25 protein-coding genes are annotated in these 26,177 nt (G+C 48.2%); 9 read left to right on the top strand and 16 right to left on the bottom strand.

The annotated features are described in order from the left end of the window. Positions 1–71: 71 nt before the first annotated feature. From QUE23_RS05445 to fliW, 12 genes are all read right to left on the bottom strand, one after another. Complete coding sequence (locus QUE23_RS05445; protein WP_286348090.1) at positions 72–1,820, bottom strand: hypothetical protein; 1,749 nt, start codon at positions 1,818–1,820, stop codon at positions 72–74. 676 nt (positions 1,821–2,496) lie between these two features. Next, complete coding sequence (locus QUE23_RS05440; RefSeq protein WP_286348089.1) at positions 2,497–2,766, bottom strand: hypothetical protein; 270 nt, start codon at positions 2,764–2,766, stop codon at positions 2,497–2,499. Continuing rightward, positions 2,667–4,226 (bottom strand): hydantoinase B/oxoprolinase family protein, encoded by a 1,560-nt coding sequence (locus QUE23_RS05435; RefSeq protein ID WP_286348088.1) that lies wholly within the window; start codon positions 4,224–4,226, stop codon positions 2,667–2,669. The genes QUE23_RS05440 and QUE23_RS05435 overlap by 100 nt, the downstream gene beginning before the upstream one ends. Next, positions 4,198–4,863, bottom strand: coding sequence for a hydantoinase B/oxoprolinase family protein (locus QUE23_RS05430; RefSeq protein ID WP_286348087.1), 666 nt, complete (start codon positions 4,861–4,863; stop codon positions 4,198–4,200). The genes QUE23_RS05435 and QUE23_RS05430 overlap by 29 nt, the downstream gene beginning before the upstream one ends. Before the next feature lie 10 nt (positions 4,864–4,873). Continuing rightward, positions 4,874–7,015, bottom strand: a complete 2,142-nt coding sequence (locus tag QUE23_RS05425) for a hydantoinase/oxoprolinase family protein (RefSeq protein WP_286348086.1) — start codon at positions 7,013–7,015, stop codon at positions 4,874–4,876. Positions 7,016–7,024: 9 nt separating this feature from the next. Then, positions 7,025–7,453, bottom strand: a complete 429-nt coding sequence (locus tag QUE23_RS05420) for an acetone carboxylase subunit gamma (RefSeq protein WP_286348085.1) — start codon at positions 7,451–7,453, stop codon at positions 7,025–7,027. A 9-nt stretch (positions 7,454–7,462) separates the two neighbouring features. Then, the gene (locus QUE23_RS05415) at positions 7,463–9,373 is read right to left on the bottom strand and encodes a hydantoinase/oxoprolinase family protein (protein ID WP_286348084.1); all 1,911 of its coding nucleotides are present in this window, start codon (positions 9,371–9,373) and stop codon (positions 7,463–7,465) included. A gap of 76 nt (positions 9,374–9,449) precedes the next feature. Further along, positions 9,450–10,058: a 3-oxoacid CoA-transferase subunit B gene (locus QUE23_RS05410; RefSeq protein ID WP_286348083.1), complete on the bottom strand. Its 609-nt coding sequence runs from the start codon at positions 10,056–10,058 to the stop codon at positions 9,450–9,452. After that, positions 10,059–10,700 (bottom strand): CoA transferase subunit A, encoded by a 642-nt coding sequence (locus QUE23_RS05405; protein WP_353622244.1) that lies wholly within the window; start codon positions 10,698–10,700, stop codon positions 10,059–10,061. A gap of 124 nt (positions 10,701–10,824) precedes the next feature. Next, a complete protein-coding gene (locus QUE23_RS05400; RefSeq protein WP_286348081.1) occupies positions 10,825–11,940 on the bottom strand; it encodes a thiolase family protein in 1,116 nt (371 codons plus the stop codon). Between the two features lie 121 nt (positions 11,941–12,061). Continuing rightward, the gene (locus tag QUE23_RS05395; protein WP_286348080.1) at positions 12,062–12,835 is read right to left on the bottom strand and encodes a pyrroline-5-carboxylate reductase; all 774 of its coding nucleotides are present in this window, start codon (positions 12,833–12,835) and stop codon (positions 12,062–12,064) included. Beyond that, positions 12,825–13,232 carry a flagellar assembly protein FliW gene (gene fliW, locus QUE23_RS05390; RefSeq protein WP_286348079.1) on the bottom strand — a complete coding sequence of 136 codons (408 nt, stop codon included), beginning with the start codon at positions 13,230–13,232 and terminating at the stop codon, positions 12,825–12,827. Before fliW ends, QUE23_RS05395 begins: the two co-directional genes overlap by 11 nt. Positions 13,233–13,349: 117 nt before the next feature. On the opposite strand from fliW, the gene bamD reads away from it, so the two are divergent. Genes bamD through QUE23_RS05365 form a run of 5 tightly spaced genes read left to right on the top strand, consistent with a single transcriptional unit; the run spans position 13,350 to position 18,279 of the window. Further along, positions 13,350–13,991 carry an outer membrane protein assembly factor BamD gene (gene bamD, locus QUE23_RS05385; RefSeq protein WP_286348078.1) on the top strand — a complete coding sequence of 214 codons (642 nt, stop codon included), beginning with the start codon at positions 13,350–13,352 and terminating at the stop codon, positions 13,989–13,991. Positions 13,992–13,999: 8 nt separating this feature from the next. Continuing rightward, positions 14,000–16,405, top strand: coding sequence for an endopeptidase La (lon, locus tag QUE23_RS05380; RefSeq protein ID WP_286348077.1), 2,406 nt, complete (start codon positions 14,000–14,002; stop codon positions 16,403–16,405). Continuing rightward, a complete protein-coding gene (locus QUE23_RS05375; protein ID WP_286348076.1) occupies positions 16,405–17,238 on the top strand; it encodes a prephenate dehydrogenase in 834 nt (277 codons plus the stop codon). The genes lon and QUE23_RS05375 overlap by 1 nt, the downstream gene beginning before the upstream one ends. A gap of 9 nt (positions 17,239–17,247) precedes the next feature. Then, the gene (gene fliQ / locus QUE23_RS05370; RefSeq protein WP_286348075.1) at positions 17,248–17,514 is read left to right on the top strand and encodes a flagellar biosynthesis protein FliQ; all 267 of its coding nucleotides are present in this window, start codon (positions 17,248–17,250) and stop codon (positions 17,512–17,514) included. Then, positions 17,515–18,279 carry a UDP-N-acetylmuramate dehydrogenase gene (locus QUE23_RS05365; protein WP_286348074.1) on the top strand — a complete coding sequence of 255 codons (765 nt, stop codon included), beginning with the start codon at positions 17,515–17,517 and terminating at the stop codon, positions 18,277–18,279. A gap of 20 nt (positions 18,280–18,299) precedes the next feature. Here QUE23_RS05365 and QUE23_RS05360 read toward each other — a convergent pair whose 3' ends face one another. From QUE23_RS05360 to rpoD, 4 genes are all read right to left on the bottom strand, one after another. Further along, complete coding sequence (locus QUE23_RS05360) at positions 18,300–19,655, bottom strand: FAD-dependent oxidoreductase (protein ID WP_286348073.1); 1,356 nt, start codon at positions 19,653–19,655, stop codon at positions 18,300–18,302. 68 nt (positions 19,656–19,723) lie between these two features. Then, complete coding sequence (locus tag QUE23_RS05355) at positions 19,724–20,992, bottom strand: C40 family peptidase (RefSeq protein WP_286348072.1); 1,269 nt, start codon at positions 20,990–20,992, stop codon at positions 19,724–19,726. Then, on the bottom strand, positions 20,985–21,434 hold the full coding sequence (locus tag QUE23_RS05350) for a low molecular weight protein-tyrosine-phosphatase (RefSeq protein WP_286348071.1): 450 nt from the start codon (positions 21,432–21,434) through the stop codon (positions 20,985–20,987). Before QUE23_RS05350 ends, QUE23_RS05355 begins: the two co-directional genes overlap by 8 nt. Next, positions 21,431–23,329, bottom strand: coding sequence for an RNA polymerase sigma factor RpoD (gene rpoD, locus QUE23_RS05345; protein WP_286348070.1), 1,899 nt, complete (start codon positions 23,327–23,329; stop codon positions 21,431–21,433). Before rpoD ends, QUE23_RS05350 begins: the two co-directional genes overlap by 4 nt. 250 nt (positions 23,330–23,579) lie before the next feature. Between rpoD and QUE23_RS05340 the strand changes: the two genes are divergently transcribed. Genes QUE23_RS05340 through rsmG form a run of 4 tightly spaced genes read left to right on the top strand, consistent with a single transcriptional unit; the run spans position 23,580 to position 26,163 of the window. Beyond that, positions 23,580–23,882 (top strand): Sec-independent protein translocase protein TatB, encoded by a 303-nt coding sequence (locus QUE23_RS05340; RefSeq protein ID WP_434801973.1) that lies wholly within the window; start codon positions 23,580–23,582, stop codon positions 23,880–23,882. Beyond that, the gene (tatC, locus tag QUE23_RS05335; RefSeq protein ID WP_286348069.1) at positions 23,875–24,618 is read left to right on the top strand and encodes a twin-arginine translocase subunit TatC; all 744 of its coding nucleotides are present in this window, start codon (positions 23,875–23,877) and stop codon (positions 24,616–24,618) included. The genes QUE23_RS05340 and tatC overlap by 8 nt, the downstream gene beginning before the upstream one ends. Then, positions 24,611–25,639 (top strand): tRNA preQ1(34) S-adenosylmethionine ribosyltransferase-isomerase QueA, encoded by a 1,029-nt coding sequence (gene queA, locus QUE23_RS05330; RefSeq protein WP_286348068.1) that lies wholly within the window; start codon positions 24,611–24,613, stop codon positions 25,637–25,639. The genes tatC and queA overlap by 8 nt, the downstream gene beginning before the upstream one ends. Continuing rightward, positions 25,636–26,163: a 16S rRNA (guanine(527)-N(7))-methyltransferase RsmG gene (rsmG, locus tag QUE23_RS05325; RefSeq protein WP_286348067.1), complete on the top strand. Its 528-nt coding sequence runs from the start codon at positions 25,636–25,638 to the stop codon at positions 26,161–26,163. The genes queA and rsmG overlap by 4 nt, the downstream gene beginning before the upstream one ends. Positions 26,164–26,177 lie beyond the last annotated feature (14 nt).

Here is a 26,177-nt window from a genome sequence, read left to right as displayed (position 1 = left end):
AATGGGTAAATTCTCAGGGTTCTTTAGAGAACAAAATAAGATTTGGTAATTTTCGTCACTCCACCTCAAGTCTAGAAAAGATGCGCAAAAGAAATATAGACATCGACATCTTTATGATCTTCATCTAAAACAATGACATTGCTGCCTATTTTCATATCGATGTAGTGGGCGATTAAGGGGTCCATGATTCCTACCTTAAAGATATTGCGACTAATTTGAAAACGCAAACCCACATTAAATAGGACATTATAGTTGGCAGTAACGCCTGAATGCGGACCGCTTGCACCTAAGAAATAGTAATCTCCCGTTCCCATGGCCCCAGCATAAATGCCCGTAAACCATGGACGCACGCCATGAGAAACAAAAAGATCGAAGATCAAATCAGCTCCTGCTTCCCATAAAAACCCTTGCAAAGATTTAAACCCTTGCAGTTCTCGCAATAAGGGGCTAGCCAAATAACTATACCCAGCATTAACATGGACATCAACCCCTAAGCGATTGACAAAGAAGTATTGCACACCTACTCCTAGATTGGCATTCCAATTAATATTGGCAAAGGGGCGCGAAAGGCTATTGATTGTCCGTGTAAGGGAGGCTACACTAATGGTGCCTTGTAGTGGTGTGAATTTTCCTTGTTGCCCGATTTTAGCTTGGGCGTTTTGGATTTCAGTGATGAGATTATGATAGGTCAACCCCAAAGTGGGGGGTGTAGGCATGGGCTCTTTGTGCAAAGTAGGTGGTGGTCCAAACACACTACGAGTACTAGGGGGAGAAAAAGAATAACTGGCGATCATTGTACTTTGCATAATAAAAGAATTATAGACCCTGATGATCGCACGAATCGCTTGTGTGGGTGAGCCAAAATCTACAAGTTCCTCCCCTATTTGATGAAACCATGCAGAGACACGTGTCACTTGAGAGGCAGAAATTCCTGAATAAGCTATAGGCCCTAACACCTCTTGAAATTTCACATCAAAGTTATGCATACAGCTTGCAGATTGGCAATGGCTTGCTTTCACATTCCCTTCTTGCACAGCCCGACTCCACTGACTTCGGGTGATCACTTTGCTTGTGTCGTTTTTATAAGGACCGTCAAAGAACCAAGGCATGTTGCTATTCACGATGCTATCAGTATTTTGCATCATTTGGTTAAGGGCTTGTTGTACCTGGGTAGGGCTATAAGTGCTAGGCAGAGCTAGGCAATCTGGCGAACCAATACAAGTGCTGAGATTATGAGACAACTCTTGGGTTGTGCGATCATAAGCGGTGACTTGATCGGTATAGGTGCTTTGGTTTTGCCTATAAGTGATTTGGGCTTGTTGGTTATTTTTAATCACGTTATTGACCTGGTTCTCGTAAGCATCCTTATCTGTGGTGAGCTTATCATTGTACTGATCGATCTGTTGCTGTAAATTTCCATCGATGCTCTTGAGTGTGTTAAAAATATTTTGGTAGTTTTGGATAATGGCTTGATCATTGGCGTCGTTAAGGGTTTGAGGGCTAGAATCCATCAATGCTATTAAATGGGCAATTTGCACGGAAATTTGAGACTCTAAGTCTTGAATTTGGGTTTGGAGAGCTTGGATTTCAATGGGATTGATCTGAGTCACATTGAAGGTCGTACCCACTTGTGCTGCACTTGCATTAAGGCTTTTAATGTCATTGACTAATTTTTGCAAATTGCCATTGAGGCCATCTTGCAAATTCGTGCTGTTAAGAGGAATCGGTGCTTGTTCCCATACTTTGTGCACCAACTGTACCCGATACATACACCCCGTTGCGGACATCACGGCCACTGCGGACATCACGGCCACGGCCATGTAGAGGGGCCAAGACTAGGCAGAAAGACAACAAGCCACGCCAAAGCACTCTTGCCTCCACTGTGGGCTTTTTCATGTTCTCCCTCATACTGAGCGTATTTAGCGTAAAACACCTATACTTTAACAAACTTACACCAACATTTGTTTACTATGCGGCCCTTTTCACTCTTTGCATAGAATATGCTCTCATAAGAGGAGCAACAAAAGTCGTTTGATAAATTAAAACTCCATCTGCGTCACCAACATCGCGCACATCTTAAATTAAACATGTCAAGTAGATAAGTCTTGAGCACTTAAACCCTTTAAAGTCTGTGCTAGAAAGATTTTTATGTCAATCCACCCTTACAGGTAAAGATAACAACTCCTGCGAGACAAATTTAAGCATTTAAGAATCACAAAACCTCCCCCTGAAGTCCTACACAATTGCGGCAAGAAGTTGCAGCAAACGCCCTAAAACTCTTAGAGCAATAAGCAAACATCTTGCTAGCCAAAAGTAAACACAAAAAGGCGCAAAGATGGGCTTATGGATTTTAAGTGGGTGGCAGAAACTGTCAAGTCCACAATGAAACAGAACAGGCAGGGGCTCAATAAGCGAATCTAAAACCTAGGAATAACCCCCATAAGCTTATAGCTAGCCAAGCCCTAAAGCTTGGCGATAAAGGCTAAACTAAAAAGGCTAAACTAATTTAGGTTTCACCCCGCCCTCGTATTTGATCTCGAGCTCCTCCACGCGTTTTTCCAATTGCGCGATCTTGACTACATGGCGGTTAGGCATCACCACGAGGGGGATGTCTTTGAGCTTGGCTTTAATGCGTTTGGGTCCGTGGTGATCCCACACGGTGGCGATCAACTCTTCTGGGTTTTCCTCGCCCCAAGAGCCGTAGTAGTAAAGGTCTTTGGGCGGCTCATCCTTGACATGCTTTTTGACAAACTCATCGTAGGGCAAGCCCTTTTTAAGCGGGCTTTGCGCTCATTGGCACGCAACTTAGCCGTGGCCTCCACATCCACCACGAAGGTTTCCTTATCCCACACGACTTTATAAATCTCGGAGGCGACATGTTCAGAAATGCGTCCGATTTGCAAATCCTCCATGACCAGCTCAGGGTCGCGCTCTAAGACATCGCCATAGCCACCCCCGCAGCCTTGCGCGATCATATACAACTCGCCCTCTTGAGAGCGGTCAAATTGCAAGCCCATGTGGTAAGTGGTGTAAACCCCGCCTTTAAAAGGGCGCTCATTCATCACCCGCTCCATAGACAGGTCAAACTCTTCAGGGTTTTTCTTGATGATGTCAAAAATGTTAATGCCTTTAACCATCGCTAAGGGGTAAGTGGCGCACCCATAGCCCCCAAAGAGCCCGGGCACGCTGGAGAATTTCGCCCCAGAGGTTACGGTCATAAAGCCCCACTCGGGTGTGTTGCGTGCTGCCACAATCATTTCATAGCCCATCCCGCCACGGTACTTGCCAAAGCCTTGGTTGTCGCGCACCACCCGTTTGCTGACTAATTGCAAAAAGGGCACTTCCTCTTCCATCACCTCTTGTTCGCCAATGTCTGCCATCGCACAGAAAAGTGGTGCGACCGCATCCTCGCCATCTCTAAAGGCTTTCGCGCCCCCGCCCATGCCATTCAGATCGGCGCACAGATTGCCGACTTGTTCGCCGTGTTGGGTTTCCCCGCCCCATAAGAAGTCGTTGATTTGGTTAAACCACGGAGCGAGCACATTGGCGTATTTGGTGTGCATGGAGAATTGCAATTTAGCGTAGGCGATTTGCAGCGCACTAAACGCCCTAAAAGAAGCCTGCAAGTTCTGCCCATTGGGCGCATCATAAGAGCAATCCCCCCAAGTGCCCTCATCGGAGATGATCTCAATGGGAGAGAGTGCACCGGTAGAGCGGGGCAAATCAGGCCACCAGTGGTTTAAAATCGCTTGGGCGAAAAAGGCTTTTGTAGACGCTAGAGGCGAATTGATGGCGCGGTTGATGATCTCTTTGCCCGAGCCTCTTAAATCCACGGTCATGTGATCGCCCTTGACTGTGATTTTGCACGCAAATTTGATCAAGATATTTTCTTTGAGCGTGGAGTCGACAAATTGCTCGACGGTTACCATGCCATCGGGCATAGCAGCGATGCGGCGGCGCACTTCATTTTCCACATCCTCGACTGTCATACGAATCGCCCCCACAAAGGCATCGATCCCGTATTCATCAATCATACGATCCACAATGTCCATCACCCGGCGCACCGCCCCCATTTTGACCTTAATGTCAGCCAGCATGAGCTTTGGATCGCGCGTGGAGTGCTGCAAGAAGGTCAGCAAGTCGCGGCGCAATTTGCCCCGCTCGACGATCTTCATCGGGCTACCGCGTAGACCATCATCAAAGGGCGTTTCTGAGCCTGAAGGCATCCCGCCCGGCTCGCACGCTCCGTTTTTCTCCCTCGTGAATGGTTGCGCCCACCCAGGCGATGATCTCGCCATTTCTAATCACCGGAGTGAGCATGGACTGATCTGTGTTGTGCACGCACCCAAAGCGTGCATCGTTGTGGAAAAACCCATCGCCTTCGTGAATGCCCACGGTGGGTTCGTCTTTCCAGTATTTCATGATATAGCGGATGGGGTGGTGCAAGACGGCGGCAAAGGCGATCACCCCGCGGTTAGACATGTAGCACACATCCCCACTTGCTGTATAAACCGCTACGGATAAATCCGCCCATTTAGCCCCCGGGGCTGCCCCCATGCTCTCGCACATTTCAAAGGCTTCATCGAGCGAGCCACTTAAGCGGCGGCGAATCCTGTCATAAAGCAAGGGATCGCCCCCTTTTTTAAGCACCTCTTCTTCTAAGGGCGTGCGTTTGGCGATGGAGTGGTGGCGCATGATTTTAGGATCGGGTCCTAAAAAGAGCGTAGTTTCGTTCATGAAGTCATCGACCCAAGCCTGCTCCTCAGCACTTAATTCCTTTTTCTCCTTTTCGTGAGCGTGGTGGTTGTGGGCGTGGGGGTGGTTGTGGGCATGGACATGTGTCCCTTTCTTGTTATTTGGCATGGGTGTCTCCTTATTTTGCATTGACATTGTCTTTAAGCAACCAAACCGCCCCTTGTGGGGTGGGCTCGATACGCCAATTCTTTTCGACCAAATAGGTTGTGCTTTTTGTAGTCACGATGGCCGGCCCATGAATCACATAATCAGCTGTGAGCACACTTTCATCGTAAATAGGCGTGTCAATCGGCTCTTTTTCATCCACATAGTGGACTTTGCGGTGGCTTTTAGCCGGAGGGGTGGTGCGCTTGTGATCGGTGTAGAGCTCTTTGAATTGCACCACATCGGTTTCAATGTAGGTCGCTACACGCACAGTTTGCACGCGCACGCCCGCTTCTGGAGCTTCCACTCCCTTACCATAGCGTTTAGCATAGACATCTGAGAAGGTGCGGATCGCGCGCAAGACATCGCCCACATGGTTAAAGCGGTTAATGTCAAGCACCACAGAAGTCGTAACGCGTTGGTTACCATAGCGCATGTCCATCTCTAGGCGGTGTTGCACGCCTGAGATGTCGTAACCTTGCCGTTTCAAGTCCTCTTTGCCTTTGCGTTCTAACTCTTCGATGTATTCGTTCATGCGATCGTATTCATCAAAGAGTTTACGCTCAATGGGCTCGTAAAGCACGATGTAACCACTGCGCTCGTGGATATGCAAGGGCTTCATATTGCCCGCCCCAAGCGCAGAAAAGACAGAAGCAAAGGGGGGGAATAGGATTTTAGAAATCCCCGCATGGTAGGCGATCCCGCAGGCATGCAAAGGACCATTGCCCCCGTAAGCAACCATGGTGAATTCATCCACATTGCCCCCATTTTTTCTAAGCTCCATTTCAATGCCGATCGCCATTTGCTCGTCCACCGTGCGCTTAATCACCTTAGCCACCTCGATCACATCTAAATCGAGCTGATCGCACAGCTTGTCCTCAATCACAAATTTAGATCGTTTGGGATTGAGCTTGATCACCCCATTGGCGTAATTGTCCGGATCCAAATAGCCTAAAAGTAAGTCAGCATCCGTAACCGTGGGGTTCAAGCCACCGCGATCGTAGCAAGCAGGACCGGGATCAGAGCCCGCGCTCTCTGGACCCACCTTAACGGCTTGGTGGATGCGATCGTAGGTGGCGATCGACCCGCCACCCGCCCCTAGAGTGTTTAGGTGGATCATCGGCAAGGTTACGAGCCAGCGGCAGATCACGGGCTGGAAGTCATAGTGTTTGACCCCGCCTTTGGGTAAAATCCCAATGTCAAAAGAAGTCCCACCCATGTCCATACACACCACATTGCCAATGTCTGTGGTTTCAGACAAGTGCTGGGACGCACTCACCCCACTTACGGGTCCAGAGTGGATGGTTTGTAGGCTATCGGTAGAGTTGCTTTGCGCCATCCCGCCGCTGTTGTGGATCACCAACATCGGCTTGCCATAACCGCTATCGCGTAGATTGGAGCTTAATTGCCCCAAAGCGTGGAACATGATTTCGTATAAAAACGCATCGATGATGGTCGTGTTGGCGCGCACATACTCACCCTTGCGCCCAGAGACTTGTGAACTTAAAATCACGGGGATTGCGCCTAATTCGTGGGCGGGGTATTCTTCTAAGATGGTTTCTAGCACCAATTGCTCATGGCTGGGGTTTTCAGTGGCATTAGTCAGAGCCACCACAATCGCTTGTGCCCCGTGATCGACCAAATCGCGCACCTGCTTACGTACATCTTCTTTTTGCAAAGGCACGAGGATTTCACCCACGCTATCCACCCTCTCCTTGACCGAGCGCACCATGCGCCTAGGCACTATTGGATCAGGGCGTTGCGCGTTTGGCATGTTGCCCTGCTCGGTAACATCTAGCCCCTCACCATAGCCCTTACCCCTTGAGAGGTGGATCGTGTCTTCAAAGCCATGGGTAACGATCGCAGCCACCCTAGGACCCTTGCCCTCAATCAAGGCATTCGTGCCGAGCGTGGTGGCGTAGCGCACGCTGTCGACCTCTTTGAGCACTTGCTCTCTAGTGAGGCCGGCAATTTTGCAGGCGTTGTCTAATGCGGCGTTAAAGCCTAGAGATAGGTTGTGATGGGTGGTTAGAGATTTGGATTCGATGTATTTATCGTCCCACGCAAAGAAACAATCCGTGAAAGTCCCGCCAATGTCTACAGAAATGCGTCTCATGCAACCTCCTTATTTGTTGTCTTTGGTGTCAAACTTAGCCCGCAAATCGGCTTGGGCGTTTTCGCCTGGACCATAATGCACAGAAGTTTCGGGGTCTTGCCCGATCTCTTTCCAGCGCCTTTTAAGGTCGTCGATGTCCCAAAGCATGTCGATGGTGGGGGGGTAGTTTGGGGGGACATACTCGGTTTCAATCTGAGTCCCGCAAGTGGGGCAATAATACTCGTAAATGCGGCAGAACTTGGGATCGGGAGAGAAGGTGTATTGGTAGCGTTTGGGGTCTAAAATAGGCGGGTGGATCTCCTCTGGGTTGCGGTCATAAATGAGTGTGCCCTTTTTGTAGGTGTCTCTCGCATCGCCAAAGTCATGCCCACACACGCGGCACAACCATCTCTCGCTGTTTAAATCGATCATCAAGTATTCGGTCATTGGAACGCGCATGGTTTCTCCTTAAGCTTTTAAGTCTTCTAAAATCAAATCGCCGTTGTCAGTCACACTCAAGCTCCACCCTTCGGGCACCCTAGCGGTGAAAAAGGGACCCTCTACGATGGCGGGCCCCTCCATATAAGCCCCCATCTCTTGTTTTTCTAACACCAAAACCACTTCTTGGTGCACGCCATCCAAGCCCATCACATTTCTTGTCCCACTCACTTTAGGCCCGACTTTGCGCTTAGGCAGGCTGGCGTGTAGGCTTGGGTGAGAGAGTTCGTAGCGGACATTGTAAGACAAAATGCGTTTTTGATCTTTGTTGATTTGGGCGGTGTCCTCTAGGCTTGTGCTATAAGCCTCAGACCCATCGGTGTTTTCTACAATCACCCGCCACACACCCTGGCAATCCTCAAAGTCATACCCCTCTTGAAACATGTGCCGCTTAGCGCGCTCTTGCATCTGGATCTTGATTTTCTCAATCTCGTGTTTGTTCAAACCCGTAATGTCATGTTCAAAGGTCTGCGCCACATCCGAAAAGCTGATCCCATAGGCAGAGAACACCGCCGCCAATTTAGGCACAATCACCCGTTTAATGCCGGCTTTTTTAGCCGCTAAGCAAGCACTCATAGGACCACCGCCCCCAAAGGCGGCGAGCACCGTATCTTGCTGAACCTGCTTTTTCAAACACGCAGCAAGCCTTTTGGCATACGCTTCCTCCATTTTAAACAAAGCCTCTTCAAACTTCAGCCCCAAGGGTTTGGCGATTTTTTCATTGATGGCTTGGATTGCCCGCTCCTTGTCTAGCTTTTGTTGCCCGTTTAAATAAGTGTCCGGATCGATGATGCCTAGTGCCACATTGACATCGGTGATGGTCGCCTCCTTGCCCCCAAAGCCAAAGCAAGCTGGCCCGGGAGCTGCGCCCACGCTATCAGGACCCACTAAAATCTCGCCCCGGTCGTTTAGTCTAAAAATAGATCCCCCACCCACGCCAAAGGACTTGACATCGCTGAGTTCAAAAGAAACCTGCACCCCTTCAATATGTCCGCGCCTCTCGGTCTTGATCTTGTGCGTTTCCACTTCACCCACATCCGAGGTTGTCCCCCCTACATCCACCATCAAGACATGGTTAAAGCCATAAGCTTTAGCAAGGGCTTTCGTGCCCTCAATCCCCCCTCTAGGGCCTGAAGAGTAGGTTTTTAAAGCCACAGACTTAGCCACTCGTGAAGATGCCCCATCGTTGCGGTAGATCAAAAGCGGATTTTTGACCTTATGGGCGCGCAAGCGGTGCTCAGCAGAGTATAGAAAACGCTCCATTGTGGGGTGCAAGAAGCTATTGAGCAGTGCCGACCAAATGCGCCGGGTGCGGCTGGTGTCGTTGGTGAATTCCCAAGAAAAAAGCACAGGTACAGAGCCTAATAGGTGTCTAGGAAATTGCAATAAAAAGGCGTGTTTGAAAGACTTTTCATCGTTTTTATCTTCAATGGCGACCACGAGCCGCTCTGCCCCTTTATTCGTGAGGGTATTCACGGCGTTGGCCAAATCCGCCTCGAAGTTCTCACCCTCCAAATCCCCGATCACAAAGACCCGATTGCCCACCAAACTACTAAACAACTCTTGTTGCTGTGGGCTTTTGGTGAGCTTCGTTGCCAAAGCGGCATCGTTGGTGATGAGCCCTAGTTTAGGGCCTTTGCGCTCCACTAAGGCGTTGGTGCCCTGCGTGGATGAGTAGCGAATCAGGTCTGTGCTGTGTAAAAGTTTAACAAAGCCATCGGGGCCAAAAATCTCTTCACTCGCCTTAGTGATTCCCTTAAAAAAACACTCGGAGAGATCCACTGGGGTGGTTAGGGTTTTGGTGTAGCGCACCTCTGAGCCACGCACCACACAAATATCTGTCAAAGTCCCGCCATTGTCTAGGTTGATTAAGTACTTCATCTGTTTCCTTTCGTAATTTAGACCCATCTTCAAATACCTGCTAAAAATCCACACATTTTTCTTCGGCACACCTCCTTCAAGGTAAGGGTGGGTTTGTAACACCCGGTGCCAACTCTAGGGGGATAAAGCACCCCTCTTGCACGGCAAACACGCCTAAATTGGTGATGACCTTAGACACGCACCTAGGGCCAGTTAGGGGCAAAGAACATTCTTTAACCAGTTTGCAGTTGCCCTTTTTATCCGTGTGTTGCATCAACACGATCACTTTTTTTGCGCTTGCCACTAAATCCATTGCGCCGCCCATGCCCTTGACTAACTTGCCCGGCACCATCCAACTAGCCAAGTCCCCCCGAGCCGAAACCTCCATCGCCCCTAAGATTGTTAAATCGATGTGTTGGCCCCTTATCATCGCAAAGCTCTCGGCCGAGCTAAAATAACTCGCCCCCAAACTTGCAGTGATGGTCTGCTTGCCCGCATTGATTAAATCCGCATCCACCTGCTCTTTTGTGGGAAAAGGACCCATGCCAAGCAAGCCGTTTTCACTCTGCAACATCACGCGGATATTTTTAGGGATAAAATCAGCCACTAAGGTGGGGATGCCAATCCCTAAATTAATGGAGTAGCCATCCTTAATGTCTTCCACCGCCTTTTTAGCCATTTCTTCTCTGCTCCAACCGCTCTCCATTTATTCCCCTTTTTTCAATGTGAGTTGTTCAATGCGTTTTTCAAAGCTCCCCTTAAAAATACGATTCACGAACACCCCGGGGACATGGATAAAATTAGGGTCAAGCTCCCCTAAAGGGACAATCTCCTCCACTTCAACGACTGTGATTTTTGCCGCCTTGGCCATCATGGGGTTAAAGTTCATGGCGGTTTTGTTGAAGATCAAATTGCCATAGGTGTCCGCCTTTTGGGCTTTGATGAAGGCAAAGTCCGCCTTTAGGGCTCTCTCTAAAATATAGGTGCGCCCCTCGAATTCTTTATGTTCCTTGCCCTCAGCGATGATTGTCCCCACCCCTGTGGGCGTGTAAAAGCCGGGGATTCCCGCCCCGCCGGCTCTAATGCGCTCGGCTAAAGTGCCCTGGGGGTTAAACTCCACCTCCACTTCACCAGCCAAGAACTGCTGCTCGAAAGTGGCGTTTTCGCCCACATAGCTAGCGATCATTTTTTTAATCTGCTTGTTTTTCACCAACAATCCTAAGCCAAAATCATCCACCCCGGGGTTGTTAGAAATACAAGTGATGTCTTTGATTCCACTTTGACTTAAAGCCAAAATAGCATTCTCGGGAATGCCACACAGCCCAAAGCCTCCAAACATGATGGTCATGCCATCTTGCACGCCTGCGATCGCCTCTTGGATTGTACTGACTACTTTATCCACAGCCAAACCTACAACCGCTCAATTAAAATTGCCAAAGCCTCGCCTCCACCCACACACAAACACGCCACACCTAGATGTTTGTCATAAGTGTGTGTAAGGCATGGACCAAAGTCGTTAAAATCCTAGCTCCGCTCGCCCCGATAGGATGTCCTAGCGCAATCGCGCCCCCGTGTACATTCACTTGGCTATCCTTCAAGCCTAAATCCTTTTGGGTCAACACTCCCACCACCGCAAACGCCTCGCTGATTTCGTATAAGTCAATATCGCCGGGCTGTTTGTTGTTGTTCTTTAAGAGTTTTCTAATGGCTGGAGCGGGGGCAGTGGTGAAAAGGTGGGGGTCGTGGCTAAAGGACACATAATCCACAATCTTGGCTAGGGCTTTTGTATGTGTGTCCTTAGACAAGTCGGCTGAGCCTAAGACTAGCATGCTCGCCCCATCGCTGATTTTACTGGCATTGAAAGCGGTGATCGTGCCCTCGGGGTCAAAGACGGGTTTGAGCTTTAAGCCCTTATCAAAATTCACCCTTGTGGGCTCTTCATCCACGCTCACCACGATTTCGCCCGTACGTCCGCGCAGCGACACGCTGATCATTTCGGGTTTAAAGGCGTGGTTTTCAACGGCCTTTAGGGCTTTTTCGTAGCTATTTTTGGCAAAATTGTCTTGTTCGGCGCGGCTCAAGTGATTCAAGCGTGCGCAATTTTCGGCAAAGTCGCCCATCCGTGCCTTCTTGTAGGCATCTTGCAAGCCATCTTTAAGCATGCTGTCCTCTAGGGCGGTGTCGCCCATTTTAAAACCCGCCCGGCTTTTCATCAGCAAGTGCGGGGCAAGGCTCATGTTCTCCATACCCCCCACTAAGACAACCCGACTGCGTCCTAAAGCGATTTCATTCGCCCCTAGCATCACGGTTCTTAAGCCTGATCCGCAGGCCTCGTTGACCAACCAACAAGCTACGGACTTAGGCAAATTTGCGCCTAGGGCGACTTGTCTAGCCGGGGCCTGCTTTAATCCACCGCTGAGCACATTGCCGACAATACAACTATCTACAAAACTGATGTCAAAACCGCTTGCGTGTAGGGCCTGCTCGGCCGCCAAAGAACCTAACTTCGTGGCGGGGACACTGGAGAGAGTGCCGTTAAAAGACCCAATGGGGGTGCGTTTTGCGCTGTAAATGTGGACTTCGTGCATGTTTGCTCCTCGTGTTATTGTGGGGGCATTATTACATACAAGGAGTCGGTGTTAGGCTAATGAAAGCAAAAATTTTACTTAAAAAAGGTGCAGAGTTTTACATTTTGTAACAGTTAGAGGGTTAAGATTTGGGTTTATAGCGTTGGGCTGTGGCATGGCAGGCTTGCATGATGGCCCCTCTAACGCCCTTTTCTTCAAGCACGCTAAGCCCCTCAATGGTCGCACCGGCAGGAGTGCAGATGGTTTGGCTGATCTCTTGGGGGCTCTTTGTAGCAAGCAGGGCACTAAAGCCTTTAAAGCTTTGGGTGATGAGTTCTTTGGCTTGGGTGTATTTTAAGCCCGCGCGAACGCCGGAGTCGATCAAGGCCTGGGTAAATAGGCTTAAAAAAGCAAGCGTACTCCCATTAGTAACCATAGAAGCGTCCACCAACTCCTCCTTATCCACTTGCACGGCTGTGCCAAAGCTTGCAAGCAGGTCTATGAGCTCTTTTGGGGCGGCAGTGGGGCTAAAGTAGGTGGTGGCTGAAAGCCCCAAAAAGGCGGCAACATTGGGCATGAAGCGCACAAAATGGGGGGCTTGCAAGTGGGCTTGTAAAATCTCAAGGGATACGCCCGCGAGTGCGCTTAAAACGGCGGTGGCTTGCCCTGTGTAGGTGAATGCGCTTAGGGCGCGGGGTTTTAGGGTGAGAAACACCACGCTACCCGTAACATCGATGCTCTTATCGCAAGCTTTTAAGTTGATAAAATCTAGCCCTTCTTGCTTTAAAAAGGGGGCAATCTTAGAAGGGTCTTTGCCCACAATGCTGACTGATTGTCCTACTAATGCGCTCTGCATGCCCTTTAAAATTGCCCTAGTGATTTGTCCGTAGCCGATGAATAAAATTTTACTTATCATGAACGGGTTGCCTTTCTTGGTAGAAGCTAGAGATTTTCTCTGAGATTTTGTAATTGGGGTATTTGACGCTGTCTAAAATCACTTGCGCCATGAGTTTGTGATCGAAGTTAAAGATTAAGGGGGCTAGAAAGTTGATGGTGGATTCTTTTAGGGGGCTTTGGATCACCATGATATTGGCGATCAGGATATTTTGGGTTTTTTCTAGGTTTAAAAGCGTTTGCAAAGCTAGAGGAATTTCAAATTCGTAAGAGCGCAGGGCAAAGGGGTTCACCAAAGTGAAGGTGGGCGTGGGGGCATCGGCGTTGCGTAGGCGCATAAACACTTCGTCAATTTTCTCCAAGTCCATTTGAGAGACTTCTTCAAACCCCAAAATGGGGGATTTTACACTAAAAACCATACCAACCCTTGAATTTGTGTAACTTAGGTCTCGGATTTTACTAAAACTGCCCCAAAAAATCAATTCAATTAATTTAGGGTTTTGGTATAATGGTAACTTTAGCTTTTAAGGAAGAGGATGCGTGTAGTTTTACTCTCGGCCGTGGTTTTGGCCTTGTTTTTTGGATGCACTAAAAAGACAAAAGAATCCATTTACAACCGGCCGGCGATCTTTTGGTATCAGGGGATTTTGCGTGAGATTTTGTTTTTAAATCTAGAGACCGCAGACAATTATTATTCATCGTTGCAAAGCGAGCACATCAACTCGCCTTTGGTGCCCGATGCCATGCTCGCCCTAGGGCAAGCCCATTTAAAGAAAAAAGAGTTTGTTTTGGCAGAATACTATTTTGATGAGTACATTAAACGCTTTGGCAATCAAGATAACATTGATTATCTCAAGTATATGAAGTTGCAAGCCCGCTACTACGCCTTTAAAAACCACAGCAAGGACCAGGAGTTCATGTCCAACACCATAGGCATGTTAAACGACTTTGTGGATAAATATCCTAATAGCCGGTTTTTAAACCAAGTGGAGTACATGCAGGTTAAGTTCATTTTAGGGCAAAATGAGTTAAACAGGGCGATCGCCAATGTTTACAGAAAACGCCACCAAAAAGAGGGGGTGAAACGCTATTTAGAAAGGGTGGACGAGGTTTTAGAGAAAGAAACCCACCCTAAAAAATCCTACATGCCTTGGTATGTGGCTATCTTTAACTGGTAAGGGACAAAATGACAGATAAGTTTCCAAGTGTTGTGCCTGTGATCGTAGAAGAAGAAACCTTTATGTACCCCTTCATGATCGCCCCCATTTTCATCAACAGCGAGGCGAACATCAAAGCGGCAAACAAAGCCGCACAAGAGAGAAACGACCTTATTTTTGTGAGTTGTGCTAAGGGCGAGTCAGGCGTGGTGGATAGGGACAAGTTTTACGATGTGGGGGTGATCGGCTCGATTGTGCGTAAGGTGGTCTTGCCCGACAACCGCATGAAAATCCTATTTCAGGGCATTTGCAAGGGGCGGATTTTAAACATTGAGTCCACCGACCCCCTAGAGGCAATGGTGGATGTCATCACCTACAAGGACTACGACACCGACAAAATCAACGCCATCATTGATATTCTTAAAGAAAAGGTCGGCAATTTAGCCAACATTAGTCAGTTCTTCCCCCCCGATTTGCTTAAAGCCATTGAAGACAACACGGATCCCAACCGTGTTGTGGATTTGGTCGCGTCTGCCTTGCGCCTTAAGAAGGATCAATCTTACACGCTCTTTGCAAGCAACGATACCGAGGAGAGGTTGCTCGGACTGATTGATTTGGTCATGGAGGAGATCAAAACCCAAAAGCTCCAAAAAGAGATCAAGAGCAAAGTCCATAGTAAAATGGAGCAGGTCAACAAAGAGTACTTCCTAAAAGAACAGCTCAAACAAATCCAAAAAGAGCTGGGTATTGACAAGCAACGAGATGAAGAAATCCAAGAGTATTACCAAAAACTGAGTGCCATTGAGCCTTTCATCACCAAAGAGGTCCACAAAGAGATCAAAAAGCAGATCGAACGCCTAAGCCGCGTGCATCAAGACAGCTCAGATGTGGGGATTTTGCAAAATTACATCGAGTGGGTGCTAGACATCCCCTTTGGGCAATACAGCGACAAGACGCTCTCCATTAAAGAGGTGGAGAAACAATTAAACGCCGACCATTACAGCCTAGAAAAGCCTAAAGAGCGCATAGTGGAGTACTTTGCCACGATGGAGCTGATGCGTCTACGCAAGCAGGAAAATAAAGAAACCAAAGGCACGATTTTATGCTTTTATGGTCCCCCCGGGGTGGGTAAAACGAGTTTAGCCAACTCCATTGCCAAAGCCATCGAGCGCCCGCTTGTGCGAATCGCTTTAGGCGGTCTAGAGGATGTCAACGAACTTAGAGGACATCGGCGCACTTACTTAGGCTCTATGCCCGGGCGCATCGTGCAGGGTCTGATCGAAGCCAAGAAGATGGACTGCGTGATGGTGCTTGATGAAATCGATAAAGTCGATAAAAGCATGCGCGGCGATCCGGCGAGTGCGCTTTTAGAGATTTTAGACCCTGAACAGAACACGAGCTTTAGGGATTATTACACCAACTTCAATATTGACCTATCTAAGGTGATCTTCATTGCCACAGCCAACGACATTTCAACGATCCCCCCGCCCTTAAGGGATCGCATGGAATTTATTAGTGTGTCGAGCTACACTCCTCAAGAGAAAGAGCAAATCGCTATTAATTACTTAATCCCTCAAGAGTTGAAAAAACACGCCTTGAAACCTAGCGAGGTGGTGTTTACGCCCGAGGCGGTGAAACTCATCATAGAAAAATACACTAGAGAGGCGGGGGTTCGGGGCTTAAGACGCACCATTGCCACCATCATGCGCAAATGCGCTAAAAATATTTTGCACAACCAAGAAGAGGGCAAGAAACGCAACCGCAAAACCATAATCACCACTGATAATGTTCCCGACTTCTTGAACAAAATCGTGTTTGAGATCGACCCTGTGGATAAAGAGGATGCGCTAGGCATTGTCAATGGTTTAGCGTGGACGAGTGTGGGTGGCGATGTGCTCAAAATCGAATCGGTGAAAATCAAGGGCAAGGGGAATTTAAAGCTCACCGGCTCTTTAGGCGAGGTGATGAAGGAGTCCGCCCAAATCGCCCACTCTGTGGTGAAAACTCTTTTGGATGAAGAAGTCTTGATCAGCAAGAAAAAACGCCCCAAAGAAAAAGACAAGGATAAAGAGAAAGAGAAAATTTACAATCTCTACGACATCCATTTACATGTCCCAGAGGGGGCTACACCCAAAGATGGTCCCAGTGCGGGGATCACCATGGCGACTAGCATTGCGTCCATTCTGTGCGAGAAAAAGGTGCGCTCCGATGTGGCGATGACGGGTGAGCTCACCCTAAGCGGGCGAGTCTTGCCTATTGGGGGGCTCAAAGAAAAGCTCATTGCCAGCTTTAAAGCGGGCATAAAAACCGCTCTGATTCCTGAGAAAAACTACAAAAGGGATTTAAAGGACATCCCTAAAGAAGTGCAAGAACACATGGAGATCAAAGCCGTACAGACAATCGAAGATGTGCTCGGCGTGGCGTTGGTGCCCTAATGCAAGTCGGGATCGTTGGGCTGGGTCTTATGGGGGGGTCTTTGGGGCTTGCTTTGCAAGAAGTGCGCCACGAGCTAGGCATTAAGCGTATTTTGGGCTGTGATAATAATCCCTTACACGCCCAAATGGCTTTGAGTTTGGGGCTCGTGGAGGAGTGTGTGGACTTGCACGCCTTGCAGCATTGTGCGGTGGTGTTCTTAGCGACTCCGTTAGATGGCATTGTGAAAATTTTACAAAACTTTAAGCCTAGCTTGCAAACCACCATTATCGAAATAGGGAGTGCCAAAGAGCAAATCATCCACGCCATACCCCAAGCAATTCGCCCCCAAGTGGTCGCCACGCACCCGATGTGTGGGACAGAGTTTTACGGCCCCAAAGCTGCTCTTAAGGGGCTTTACCAACACAAGATTGTCATTTTCGTGGATTGCGAAAAGAGCGCACCCGAGCATGTGGAGAGGGCAAAGGAAATCTTTAGTGCGCTTGGCATGCAGCTTGTCAAAATGGATGCCGAGAACCACGATGCACACATCGCCTTTGTGAGCCACTTGCCCCACGCCATTAGCTATGCCCTAGCAAATGTCGTGCTCTCGCAAAAGAGTCCGCAGACCATTTTATCCTTAGCTGCCGGGGGTTTTAAGGACATGAGTCGCCTTTCTAAAAGCTCGCCGGTGATGTGGCGGAGTGTGTTTAAGCAGAATAAAGAGCAGATTTTAAAGGCGATGGGAGTGTTTTTAGAAGAAATGGATATGCTGCAAGACTTGCTAAAAAATGAGAAGTGGGACACTTTAGAGGAATGGATGGGGCGGGCAAACCGACTACAAGAATTTATGTAAGGGGGTCTTATGGAAGCACAATTAATGAAACTTGCCATTGAAACCTATAAAATCACTTTGATGATCTCTTTGCCTGTGCTCTTGGTGGGCTTGGTGGTGGGCTTGCTTGTCAGCATCTTTCAAGCCACAACCCAAATCAATGAGATGACCCTATCCTTTGTGCCTAAGATTTTGGCCGTGATCGCGGTGATCATCTTTGCCATGCCATGGATGTTAAATATGCTTTTAGATTACACCCATACGCTCTTTAAACTCATCCCTAAAGTGATCTCTTAAGTGTTGATCGACTTTTCCCGCTACTCCAGCGTGAAAATCGGTGGGCCCGTGCAGGTGCAAGTGCTGGACGGGTGCGCCCCTTATACTGGCGTGCAGATGGTCGGTTTGGCAAATAATCTTTTAGTCGCCCCAGAGGCCAAAAATCTAGCAATTCTGTCTAAAAACTTTGATTACATCATCGACTTAGGCACGCATATAGAAGTGGGGGCAAAGACAAGTGCCCAAAAACTCTTTAGCCACTACAAAAGCCACGACTTGCAAGGCTTGGAGTTCTTAGGTGCGTTGCCCGGGAGTGTGGGCGGTTTGGCAAAAATGAATGCGGGCATGAAAGCCTATGAGATGAAGGAAGTGGTGGAGGCGTTGAACATCAATGGGCAGTGGGTGGAAGCGGCGGATTTGGGCTTTGCTTACCGCACCAGCAACATCCAAGGCGTGGTGTTTAAAGCCCGTCTTAAAAAGCGCAAGGGTTTTAGGCAAGAAGTGCAACAAGCTTGCCAGCGCATGCGTTGCCACCCTAGAAATCCTAGCTTTGGCAGTTGCTTTAAAAACCCCCCGGGCGACTTTGCAGGTAGGCTTTTAGAAGCGGTGGAGCTTAGAGGCTTTCGCTTGGGGAGGGTGGGCTTTAGCCAAGAACACGCCAATTTTTTAATCAATCTTGGGGGAGGGGACTTTGACGAGGCGTTAAAGCTCATCGCCCTAGCCAAAGAGCGGGTGTTTAACGCCTTTGGCATCGCCCTAGAGGAAGAGGTTTGTATCTACTACTAAAGCTCCTTGGGCCTTAAAGCCTAGAGTGTGTCTAACTCTTCGGGGGATAGGTCTTCGTAAAAGCGCTCGAGCGCAAAATCCACTCCTAAGTATTTAGCGATTTCTTGAGAGTCGATGAGGGCGTTTTGCAAACAGCTGGTTGCTCCGGGGGAGGGGGTCATGTTAAAAGTGATGCCTTGATTGGTTTTAATGCGTTTTTCACCCAGCACGAGTTTTCTCTTGGTGCGATCGAGCACCTGCGGGCGCACTTCACCAAAGCCATGGGCGTAGTGCAGATCGGTGAGAGAGAGGGAGGGGATGATTTTGCGCGCATCGTGTAAAAATTTGCGTTTGCCGACATAGGGGACTTCAAAAACCATGTTTTTAAAGACATAGTTGCGGATGTCGCGCTCTACAAACAAGTCAAAGACGATGTTTAAAACATCGGCGTTGAAATCCATTTTCAACAGCTCCCAACTGATGCCCTTGAGTAGTTTTTTATTGCGCTCCAATTTGGGCATGGCTAGGGCAGTGGGCCCGATACGGGTGCGCCCCTTAATCACCACATCAGGATCGCCATGCAAGGCAGCAAAGGGCAGTTTAGGGTTTTGCACGGTGTAAACCTTGCCGCGCAGTAAGTCGGGTACAAAGTAGAAACTCCCCGCCACAGGCATACAGCCCAAATCCAAGCCATAGCCTAGCGATTGCGCTAGAGGCAGGGCGTAAGAGCCGGCATTGACCAAAATATATTTGGCGTAAATCTCATCGGTTTCATCGGAGATCAACGCCCAGTCGCCTAGCCGTTTTTCAATGGTTTCTACATGGAAGTTTAAAAAGACTTGGTTATGGGGCTTGATCGCCATCGCTTCGCTCACGAAGTTTTCACTCAGCAGGGCGTAGTTCATCGCACACCAATCTTTTTCAAACCCACTCCCCACAACATTTTCAGGGCGTTCTAGCCCGTGGTCTTCTAAGATCACCTGTGGTTCGATCTCTTTGACTTTTTTCTTGTCAAAAAAAGTAAGGCCCGGATAGATCTCTTGAAACTCTTCATGCCTTTGGGTGATGAAGGCGCACTCCACATCGCCCACGCCGATCGCCATCTTTTGGCACTCAAAAATCGCCTTGTTTTGCAAACCCTTGTTGAGCGCATAGTGGCGGACTTTATCCGCCGACAGTTTGACCTTGCGCGCCTTTTGGGCGGTGTAGTTGGTTTCAATCGAGCCATCGTGGATAGTTTGTGAGTTGGCTTTTGCGCTGGAACTCACTTTTGCCAACGCGTCTTTTTTGTCTACAATGGCGATTCTCTTAAGGTCTGTATATTGGCTGAGCACCCAAAAGGCCGCACAACCAGACACCCCGCCCCCGATGATCGCCACATCAAATTCATGGTTCATTCTTGTCCTTTTTTACCAACAGTAAAGGTCGATTTTAGCACATTTAGTTATGAAAACCTTTAAGCCCTTTAAAAATTGTTGGGTAGTTTAAGCGCATAGCGGTATAAATCCGACATGCCCAAAATCCTTGCCAAAAGCGAGAAGGAAGGGGGGTTTTTGGCATGTTTATGCCCGATGTCTAAAGTGGTGATCGCCGTTTTTCTAATGTCATAGGCGTTGTCCTTAGACACCAAAACAGACCACACATTGTGCGCCACAATCGCCCTATGGTGCTTTGCGCCCAAGTAGAGCATGATGTGCCCTTTCAGCCATAAAATCGTGGCAAAGGGGGTGGCGTGCTTGATGATGTAGGCTTCCTTTTTTCTTGGGGCCAGATGGCTTAAATCCACCATGTTGTTGGCATAGCGCACTTGGGCTAAAGAGTTGCGGGGGAGCAATATCCCAAAACTTGCAAAGCTATCCCTTGTAAAAGCCGAGCAATCGCGCTTTTGCTCCGCCCCGCCCCAGCCATAGGGTTGGCCTAGCATGGTGTCGATCACCACCGCCATCGCTCTTTGGGTGAAGGGGCGGGGGAAGGGAGTGAAGTGGGGAGAGTGCAAAGGGGTGGGGATTAATTTCACAAAGCCCTTAGTATCCTTAGCGTAGGTGTAAACCTGCTTAAAGTGGTGGGGGACTTTAATGAAAATTTCGCCCATGTGCGCCACGCTTCCATTAGTCAAAGGGACTTTGTCTTTTGTGGGGGTTAAATAATGCCTAAAGTGTAAAAAGGTTTGCATTTGTTTGGAGCTAATGGCGGCAAGTTTATCTAAACGCACCCAACCGAACACAAAAGAGCTTTGGATATGGGCGTAGGTTTTGGCCTTGTTGTAGTGGGTGATGAGCACGGGGGTGCCCGCAAAGATCATGGAGTTTTGCCAGCGATCAAAGGGCTGTCCGTCTTTGAGATAATAGGGGGCATCGCTAGGCACTGCCCGCACATTGGCATCGGCGATCACCACCGCCCTAAGCTCCACGCTCGGGTAGTGGGGCATGTCCATGTCCTCTAGGATGGCCTGCAAGCGATCTGAGGTGTAGGGCTGTAGATTTTTATCATAGCCCACCCTATGTAAGGTGTCTTGCATCCAAAAAACTTTGTTGAGGTCGTCCATCGCCTGCATGTCTACCCAAGGGGCGTACCATTGTTCTAGATAGGATTTTTTAAGCTTGGCTCTTTGGGGGATGGGTAAAGCGTGCTTGGGCAAGTAGTGGCGCGCCTCTTGGGGTAGGCCTAGCAAACTTCCAGGATGGGCGTGCAAAAGGGGCAAGAGGGCTAATAGAGCAAACAGTGCCTTACGCATGCAAGCTGGCTAGGAGATTTTGCACCCCTAGATCGATCAAGGTGTAAACCTTTTCAAAATCTTTCTCTTCTGAGTAGGTGTAGGGGTCGGGAATGTCCGCGCCTTGCAAGCCAAAATCCCCTAACTTACAGACATGGGGGTGTGCAATGCCTAAAGTCTTTAGAGCCTTAACATTGCTTGTGTCCATCGCCACAATGCGATCAAACTTACTTGCCAGCTTTTGGGTGATGGGCTTGCTTCTAAAGGGGGTTAAGTCAATGCCATGTCTTGTGGCTAGGGCGATGATGGGCGGGTGGGCCAGCTCACCCTCATGGTAGCTAGAAATGCCCGCTCCATCTACAACTAAATCTAGCCCCCGCTTTTTAATGATGTCGGTGGCAATCCCCCGTGCGAGCATGGAACGGCAAATGTTGCCTAAGCACAAGAATAGAAGGCTTTTCATATGCGCAAATAGCTTCTCAGTAAGCGCCCGTATTGCGGGCTTCTCAGCTTTTTAATCGCGCTGCTTTCAATCTGACGCACCCTTTCACGCGTAACATTGAGCTCTTTGCCAATCTCCTCCAAAGTCCGATCACTCTCATCTTCTAAAAGCCCAAAGCGCATGCGAATCACCGATTTTTCTCTTTCGTTAAGCTGATCGAGCACGCCGTCAATTTGAGCTTTCAAATCTTCACGCATGATGTGATCCATGGAGCCGACCACATTGCGATCCTCCACAAAGTCGCCAAATTTGCCATCGTCATCATTGCCCACGGGCGACTCTAGGCTGATGGGCTCTTTGGTGATCTTAATCACATTTTTGACCTTATCAAGGGGCAAGCCCACTTCCTTAGCCACTAGGTCCAAATCTGGTTCCTTGCCATTTTCTTGCATGTGCTTGCGCATCACTTTGTTGATACGGTTGATGGTGTCAATCATGTGGATGGGGATACGGATAGTGCGGGCTTGATCGGCAATGGCACGGCTAATAGCTTGCTTGATCCACCAAGTGGCGTAAGTAGAGAATTTATAATTTTTCTCATGTTCAAACTTATCCACCGCTTTCATCAACCCGATATTGCCCTCTTGGATCAAATCTAAGAAAGGTAGTCCCCTTGAAGTGTAGCGTTTGGCGATGCTCACCACCAGGCGCAAGTTGGAGCGTGCCATTTTATTTTTGGCTTTATCGGAGATGAGCTTACCGCGCTTGATTTGGTTTAAAATCTCCTTCAACTTCACAGGCTCTAAATTAAAGCCGTCCTCGCTCGCCTCTTTGGTCTGGAAGAGTTTTTTAATCTCCATGTAAACACTCACCATGGTGGACTCGGGTGCCATCGCACTGATCTCATCGCGACTCATGGTGGTGATGTTTTTTAAAATATTCTTGTGGTTCTCCACCAACGCTTCATTGAATAAGGACAGCTTATACTCTAAGCGTTTGAGCTCTTTTTCAAAGCCATCCCCGCTTTTAAGCGAAGTTTCCATGGCTTTAACCAATTCGCTGATAAGCTTGCTTGTAGGCCCTAGGTCGTAAAGCTTTTCTTTGAGAATGCGGCATTTGTAGGCTAAAGTCAATTCGTGCAAAAGCGAATCTTCTTGTTCCTCTTTAGGGGTGTTTAAGAATTTGAGCCAATCTTTTTTTGCCTTGCTGAGGGCTTTAAAGCTCTCTAGGACTTTTTCTACCCGCTTTTTATCCTTTTCAGACACATTCTTTTTTACTTCGGGGTTGTCCTCTTCCTCGCCCTCGCTCTCCTCCATCTCGCCCTCTTCATCCTTTTTGGGCATGCTCCCCTCATCGTCAAAGTTTCTAAACAACTCCTTGACCCGTCTTTCGCGGTTGATCAAAGCGTCCTTGTAGTTGTAAATGAAGTCGATGAGATAGGGCACAGAGCAAATCGCGTCTAAAATGATGTTTTCGCCCAGCTTGATCTGTTTACTTAAATGCACCTCTTCTTCTTTGCTAAGTAGGGGGATTTCGCCCATTTCCCGCAGATACATCCGCACAGGGCTATCACTTCGAGACCATTCAGGCAACTCTTTTTCTTTAAAGTCTAAATTCTCTTCAGGTTCTTCCTCAATTTGTTTGGGTTTCTTGCGCCCGGCCTTGCGCTCCAAAGAAGATAATGAAGTGTGGGCGTACTCGGATGAATGGATAAAGGTTTTATGGTATTTTTGCGCCCACTCTTTGAGTTTTTTGAGCTGAGAAGTGCTGGGGATCTTTTGCAAAATATCAATGACGCGCTCGTAAGACACGCTGGGTTGCTCTTCTTTAAAAAGCTGTTCTAACTCTTCTTGGATGGTTGGTTGTTTTGTAGAGGTTTTGGGGGTTTTTGGGGCCTTATTGTCTTTATTCTCCATGTGTCCTCGCTTTTAGAATGGTTGAAACCTAGTGGCTTGCAGAAGTGGTATTTTATAGCAAAATGTGGCTTATAAACCCATAAAAAGGTTAAAAATTGCTTGTGCTATAATGGGGCTTTTACTTAGGCAGGGTCAATAAATGTTTGGGATGGGATTTTTGAGTTGGTGGTGATCGTGGTGGTCGCCATTATTTTTTTGGTAGGACAAATTCCCCCAAGCCATGTTGGATTTAGCCCGCTTTTTTAGGGCGGTGAAAAAGACGCTAAATGATGCCAAAGAGAGCCTAGACAAGGAAATCCACATGGAAGAGCTGAAAAAAGAAGCCCTTGAATACCAAGAGCTCTTTAAACAACAAGCTAAACCCTTGGGGGATTTAAAGCAAGAGCTAGAAAACATCCCTCAAATGCCTGAAGTGCAAGACTTGCAAAAAAGCGTGGAGAGCATCGCTAAAAGCAACCCCCTAGAGAGTCTAAACACCCTAGAATTAGAAGAAAAGGCAGAAAAACCTAAAGTGAGTTTAGAAAAACCCCCAAAAAGCTCCCTAGATGCTTGAAGATTTAAAACCGCATTTAGAGGATCTGCGCAAGCGTCTGATCATTTCGGTCGCTTGTTTGGTGCTTGCCTTTGCGCTGTGCTTTAGCTTTTGGCAAGAAATTTTTGCGTGGATCAAAGCGTCTTATCATGGCAAACTCATACAGATTTCGCCCGTGGAAGGGGTGATGGTCGCCATTAAGGTGAGTTTTTTAACCGCTCTAGCTGTGTCTATGCCCGTGATTTTTTGGCAAGCATGGCTGTTTATCGCCCCCGGTCTTTACAAAAATGAAAAAAAGGTCGTTTTGCCTTTCGTGTTCTTTGGAAGTGTGATGTTCGCACTCGGGTCTTGTTTTTCTTACTATGTAGTCTTCCCCTTTGTGATGCATTATTTGGCAAACTTCGGGGGGACCATGTTTGAAGCGAACATTTCGGCTTCTAGCTATGTAAGCTTTTTTACCCGCCTGATTTTAGGCTTTGGGCTGGCGTTTGAATTGCCCGTTTTGGCGTTTTTCTTGGCAAAAGTGGGACTCATCACCGATGCCACGCTCAAAGCCCACTTTAAATATGCCATTGTGGCGATTTTTATTGTGGCAGCGATCATCACCCCCGATGTGATGAGCCAAATTTTAATGGCAATGCCCTTAATCGGGTTGTATGGGCTCTCTATCTTAATTGCCAAATGGGTTAATCCTGCCCCTAAAGAAAGTCTTGACGAAGCCCTAGAAGAAAACTCCGAAGAACCCCCCCATGCCTAATGTCCCCAAAGAGTTTCAGCGTGCCAGCTATCGCTATGACTTGCCCCAGCACCTCATCGCCACGCACCCCATAAGCCCCAAAGAAAACGCAAAGTTAATGGTCTATGAAAGGGCAAGCGGTCGGATCACCCACGCCACTTTCAAAGAAGTCTTTAGCTTTTTTCCAAGAGATGCTTTAGTGGTGTTAAACGACACCAAGGTGATGAAGGCGAGATTATGCGCCCATACCCCCACAAAACGCCCCGTAGAGATTTTATTACACCACGCCATGAGCCCCACAAGTTGTTTAGCCCAAATACGCGGCAAGGTGCGTCCCGGGCTGACACTCGAGCTAGGGCAGGGCTATTCGTGTGAAGTTCTCGAAGTGCGTAAAGATGGCTTAAGGGTGCTTACATTTAGACATGAAGGGGGGGTTTTAGAGTGGGCAAAAGTGCTTGCCATGCTAGAACTCTTAGGGCACATGCCCATCCCCCCCTACTTAAAACGCCTAGACACAAACGCAGACATACAAGACTACCAAAGCGTGTTTGCTAAAAATCTAGGGGCGATCGCGGCCCCCACAGCGTCTTTGCATTTTTCCCAAAGCGCAAAGGAGCATTTATTACAGAATTTTAAACACGCCTTTGTTACCTTGCATGTGGGGGCGGGGACTTTTTTAAGTGTACAAAGCGAGGACATTAGAGATCACCCCATGCACGCCGAGTTTGTGGAGGTGCCCCCACAATCATGGCAAGCCCTAGACAATGCTAAATATATTTTATGTGTCGGCACGACCGCTTTAAGGGCACTAGAGCACTATAAAAGGGGCCTTAGCCATGAGCCCTGCACCCTCTTTTTACACCCAGGCAATCCTGTGAAACACGCGAGTGCTTTGCTGACAAATTTCCATTTGCCCGAATCGACTTTAATCATGTTAGTCGCCTCTATGGTGGGGCTAGAGAAGTGTTTAGAGCTCTACAAAGTCGCCATAGAACACCGTTACCGCTTTTATTCCTACGGCGATGGGATGTTGATCTTATGAAAGACAAATTAGATTTATTCAGCAACTTGCTTTTAGAGTGGAATCGGGTGCATAATTTGAGCGGGGCTAAAAACCGCCAAGACATCGAGCACAACATAACTGATAGCTTGCAAGTCCTAGACTTCATCCAGCCCTTCAAAAGCTGTTTAGATATAGGCAGCGGGGCGGGCTTTCCGGCCATTCCCTTAAGCCTAGCCTGCCCTCATTCCCATTTTATTTTGCTAGAACCCAACGCAAAAAAAATGGCGTTTTTGCACCATTTAAAGGTGAATCTAAACTTAGACAATGTGCTGCTAAAACGCTTACGCTTGCAAGAGTTGCCCGCTTTAAAAGTGGATTTAATCACTTCTAGGGCTTTGATGAACGCCAAAGATTTATTAGATTTGAGCGCGCCCTTTTTAGAGAAAGGCGGGCATTTTCTCTTTTACAAAGGGAGTAACTTAAGCCAAGAGATTTCTTGTTTACCCAAAGAGTGCTTCACCTATGGCAAACGGGTGTATTTTTACCGCAAGGGGACAAATTGAGATTGTTATTTTTA

This window comes from Helicobacter felistomachi (assembly GCF_030296895.1).
In the GTDB taxonomy this organism is placed as follows: domain Bacteria; phylum Campylobacterota; class Campylobacteria; order Campylobacterales; family Helicobacteraceae; genus Helicobacter; species Helicobacter felistomachi.
The sequence above is the reverse complement of the archived record's forward strand: the minus strand, read 5'-3'. Positions and strand labels throughout refer to the sequence as shown.